Source organism: Polaromonas sp. (assembly GCF_030682935.1).
Taxonomy (GTDB): Bacteria; Pseudomonadota; Gammaproteobacteria; order Burkholderiales; family Burkholderiaceae_C; genus Polaromonas.
This window is the reverse complement of the sequence record NZ_JAUXNA010000108.1, coordinates 1-3,482: the sequence shown is the minus strand read 5'-3', so window position 1 is coordinate 3,482 and position 3,482 is coordinate 1. Positions and strand designations below refer to the sequence as shown.

Annotated in this window: 4 protein-coding genes; 3 read left to right on the top strand and 1 reads right to left on the bottom strand. The window is 60.5% G+C overall.

Annotated elements, in window-relative coordinates:
• The 3 genes from Q8K05_RS05020 to rsgA all read left to right on the top strand — a co-directional run.
• A partial coding sequence (locus Q8K05_RS05020; RefSeq protein WP_305245427.1) for a M48 family metallopeptidase occupies positions 1–1,145 on the top strand: 1,145 nt, incomplete at its 5' end.
• On the top strand, positions 1,142–1,462 hold the full coding sequence (locus Q8K05_RS05015; protein ID WP_305245426.1) for a 4a-hydroxytetrahydrobiopterin dehydratase: 321 nt from the start codon (positions 1,142–1,144) through the stop codon (positions 1,460–1,462). The genes Q8K05_RS05020 and Q8K05_RS05015, both read left to right, overlap by 4 nt.
• Complete coding sequence (gene rsgA, locus Q8K05_RS05010; protein ID WP_305245425.1) at positions 1,459–2,430, top strand: ribosome small subunit-dependent GTPase A; 972 nt, start codon at positions 1,459–1,461, stop codon at positions 2,428–2,430. The genes Q8K05_RS05015 and rsgA overlap by 4 nt, the downstream gene beginning before the upstream one ends.
• A 14-nt stretch (positions 2,431–2,444) precedes the next feature.
• Here the strand turns inward: rsgA and Q8K05_RS05005 are convergent, their stop codons facing one another.
• Positions 2,445–3,467: a CobD/CbiB family protein gene (locus Q8K05_RS05005; protein ID WP_305245424.1), complete on the bottom strand. Its 1,023-nt coding sequence runs from the start codon at positions 3,465–3,467 to the stop codon at positions 2,445–2,447.
• Positions 3,468–3,482: the final 15 nt, after the last annotated feature.

Genomic DNA, 3,482 nt, shown 5'->3' with positions numbered 1-3,482 from the left:
TTGCGCTCCCGTCGCACCAGAAGGCGGCAGACTACACCATTGCCAAAGCGCGCCTTGGCATGCTGGAAACGGCTTTTGGCACCGCCCTGCTGCTGGGCTGGACGCTGTTGGGCGGCCTGGATACGCTGAACCAGGCGCTGCTTGATTCCGGCTTGTCCGACTACGGCCGCCTGGTGCCGCAGCTGGCCTTGCTGGCGGCCTTCAGCGTGATCAGTGGCTTGCTGGACCTGCCCTTCACGCTATACAGCACTTTCAAGCTTGAAGAGCGCTTCGGATTTAACAAAATGACCCTCAAGCTCTGGCTGGCCGACCTGGTGAAGTCCACACTGGTGGGCGCTGTGATTGGCCTGCCCATCGTGGCCCTGATCCTGTGGCTGATGAGCAGTGCCGGCAGTTTGTGGTGGCTGTGGGCATGGGCTGTCTGGATGGGCTTCAACCTGCTGGCGCTGGTGCTTTTTCCCACCGTGATTGCGCCGCTGTTCAATAAATTCAAACCCCTGGAAGACGAGACCCTGAAGGCGCGGGTGACGGCGCTGATGCAGCGCTGCGGCTTTGCCGCCAAAGGCATGTTTGTGATGGACGGCAGCAAGCGCTCAGCCCACGCCAATGCTTACTTTACGGGTTTTGGCGCCGCCAAGCGCGTGGTGTTTTACGACACCCTGCTCAAGCAGCTGAACCCCGGCGAAGTCGATGCGGTGCTGGCGCACGAGCTGGGCCACTTCAAGCACAAACACATCATCAAGCGCATTGTTTCGATGTTTGCCATGAGCCTGGTCGGCTTTGCGCTGCTGGGCTGGCTGTCGTCGCAGGTGTGGTTCTACACCGGGCTTGGCGTTCAGCCAAATCTGGCGGGCGCCAACGATGCCCTGGCTTTGCTGCTGTTCTTGCTGGTGGTGCCGCTTTTCAGCTTTTTTGTATCGCCGGTGCTTGCCCATTTCTCGCGCAAGCATGAATTTGAGGCCGACGCCTATGCCATCGCGCAAACGGACGGCAAGGACTTGCAAAGCGCACTGCTCAAGCTTTACCAGGACAATGCCAGCACCCTCACGCCCGACCCTTTATTTGTGAAGTTTTACTACTCGCACCCGCCCGCCTCCGAGCGGCTGGGACGCATGCTCCCTTCTGTCGAAAGCGCAGCACCATGAGCCACCCGATTCATCAAAACCGCCGCGCCCTGAGCGCCACGGAAATGGTCACGCAGCTGACCAAGCTCAACGGCGAGCAGCCGCTGGGCTGGCGCCTGATCGACGGCGCGCTGGAAAAAACCTTCACCTTCAAAAACTTTTATGAAACCATGGGTTTTGTCAACGCCGTGGCTTTCATTGCCAATGCCGAAGACCATCATCCGGATCTGTCGGTGCGTTACAGCCAATGCACGGTTCGCTTCAACACACACGATGTGAATGGTATTTCAGTCAGTGACTTTTTCTGTGCGTCCAAGGTTGACGCCTTGCTGGTTTGAGCAAACCGGCGCAACAGGCGCGCTCGGGCGCCGCGCCCGTGGCGGGCACGCAGCCCGGTCTGGTGGTCGCCAGTTTTGGCCGCCATGTGCTGGTTGAAACCGAATCCGGCCAGCGCGTGATCTGCCACCCGCGTGGCAAGAAAAACCAGGCGCTGGTCGGTGACCGCGTGCGCTGGCTGCCTTCGCAGGATGAAGGCACGCTGGAAAAAATTGAAGAGCGCGCCAACCTGTTTTACCGGCAGGACGAGATGCGCACCAAGTCGTTTGCCGCCAATCTGGACCAGGTCCTGATCCTGATCGCTGCGGAACCCGAGTTTTCGGAAAGCCAGTTGACACGGGCGCTGATTGCCGCTGAAGCGGAACGCATTACCCCCATCATCGCGTTGAACAAGAGCGACTTGGCCGAACCGTTCGGACGCGCCTGGACCAAGCTGGCGCCCTACCGGGCCATGGGCTACCAAATGCTGCCGCTGGCGATCAAGCCCAAAACCGGCACGGGTGCACCAACTGACACGCAACCCGCCGAATTGATGGCTCTGATGCGCGGAAAAAAGACCCTGGTGCTGGGCCCTTCAGGGGCGGGGAAAAGCAGCCTGACCAATCTGCTGGTGCCGCAGGCGCGGGTACTGACAGCCGAAATCTCCCAGGCGCTGAACTCGGGCAAACACACCACCACCAGCACCACGCTGTACTGGGTCGATGAAGCGAGAACCACCGCACTGATCGACTCGCCCGGCTTTCAGGAGTTTGGCCTGAACCACATTGAACCAATGCAGTTGGCCAACCTCATGCCCGACTTCAAGGCCCATGCGCAGAATTGCAAGTTCTACAACTGCACGCATCTGCACGAACCCGGATGCGGTGTGATTGCAGAGGTCAAAGTGACCGAAAGGCCAAGCAGCATAGGTACAAGCCGCTATCGCTTGTATAGCGAGTTGTTTGCAGAGCTGTCGCAGACCCGGTACTGAACAGCGGGGGCTGCTCAGCCCAGCAGGCGCGCCAGCGTCAGCAGCGCGAGCAGCGCCATCCAGAGCACGACGGAACGCCATACCAGCCCCACAATGCTGCGCAGGTGGGCCACTTCGGGCACCCGGCCCGGCGTGGACTCTGTAGAGGCGCGGTCCTCGGCCTCGAGTTCGCCGGCCGGAAAACCCTGCGAGGCAGCGTCGGTCGGGACTACCGTCTTGAGTGCTTCACCGCCCAGCCGCACATTCACCGCGCCGGAAGTAGCCGCAAGAATGACCCCATCGTTGCGGTTCTCGGAGGCAGCAGGCGCATTGGCTGCAAAGCGCTGGGTGTAATGGCGCCACGCGTCAATGGCGTCCTCAAAACTGCCCACCACGGCAAAACCCAGCGCGGTGACGCGGGCGGGAACGAAGTCAATAATGCCCCACGCGCGGGTAGCGACGCCTTGCAGGGCCGGGCTGGCCCCCTCCCCCGGAAATTTGCTTTTGTGGATCCAGTAACGCGTGACGAATTCGCTCATGCGGTAAAACACCGCGCCCGCAGGTCCCAGACCCAGCGCAGCGAGCACTGAAAACCAGCCCAGCACCCCAAACACATGACGATGGGCAGCGAGCACCGAGTATTCAATCACGTGCCGGACGATTTCACTGCGCGGCAATTCACTGGCATCCACATTGCGCCATTGCGCCAGCAACTCGCGTGCCGTTCCCTCATTGCCGTCGTCCAGTGCGTCGCGTATGTCGGTGAAGTAGTGGCTGAACTGACGAAAACCCAGCGTGACATACAAGATGGCCACGCTCCATGCAAAAGCCAGCAACACACTCACGCGAAAAAGCAGCCAGTGAATCAGCAGCGTGATCAGCGCAGGAGCCACCACTGCAGCCGTCCATGCAATCCATCCATGGTGCGGTTTGCCGGCATCCAGACTGCGACTGGCCCAGCGCGTCCAGCCCCGAAAACCGGCATGAACCCAGTTGCCGCGTGCCAGTGGCCGGGCCTGTTCGAGGTTGAGTGCAAACAAAACGGCAAAATAGCTCATGGCATATCATAACGG

Excerpts from the sequence above, each read along its gene's own strand:
- Q8K05_RS05015 (WP_305245426.1), top strand. The coding sequence starts at position 1,142 with ATGAGCCACCCGATTCATCAAAACCGCCGCGCCCTGAGCGCCACGGAA.
- Q8K05_RS05005 (WP_305245424.1), bottom strand. The coding sequence starts at position 3,467 with ATGAGCTATTTTGCCGTTTTGTTTGCACTCAACCTCGAACAGGCCCGG.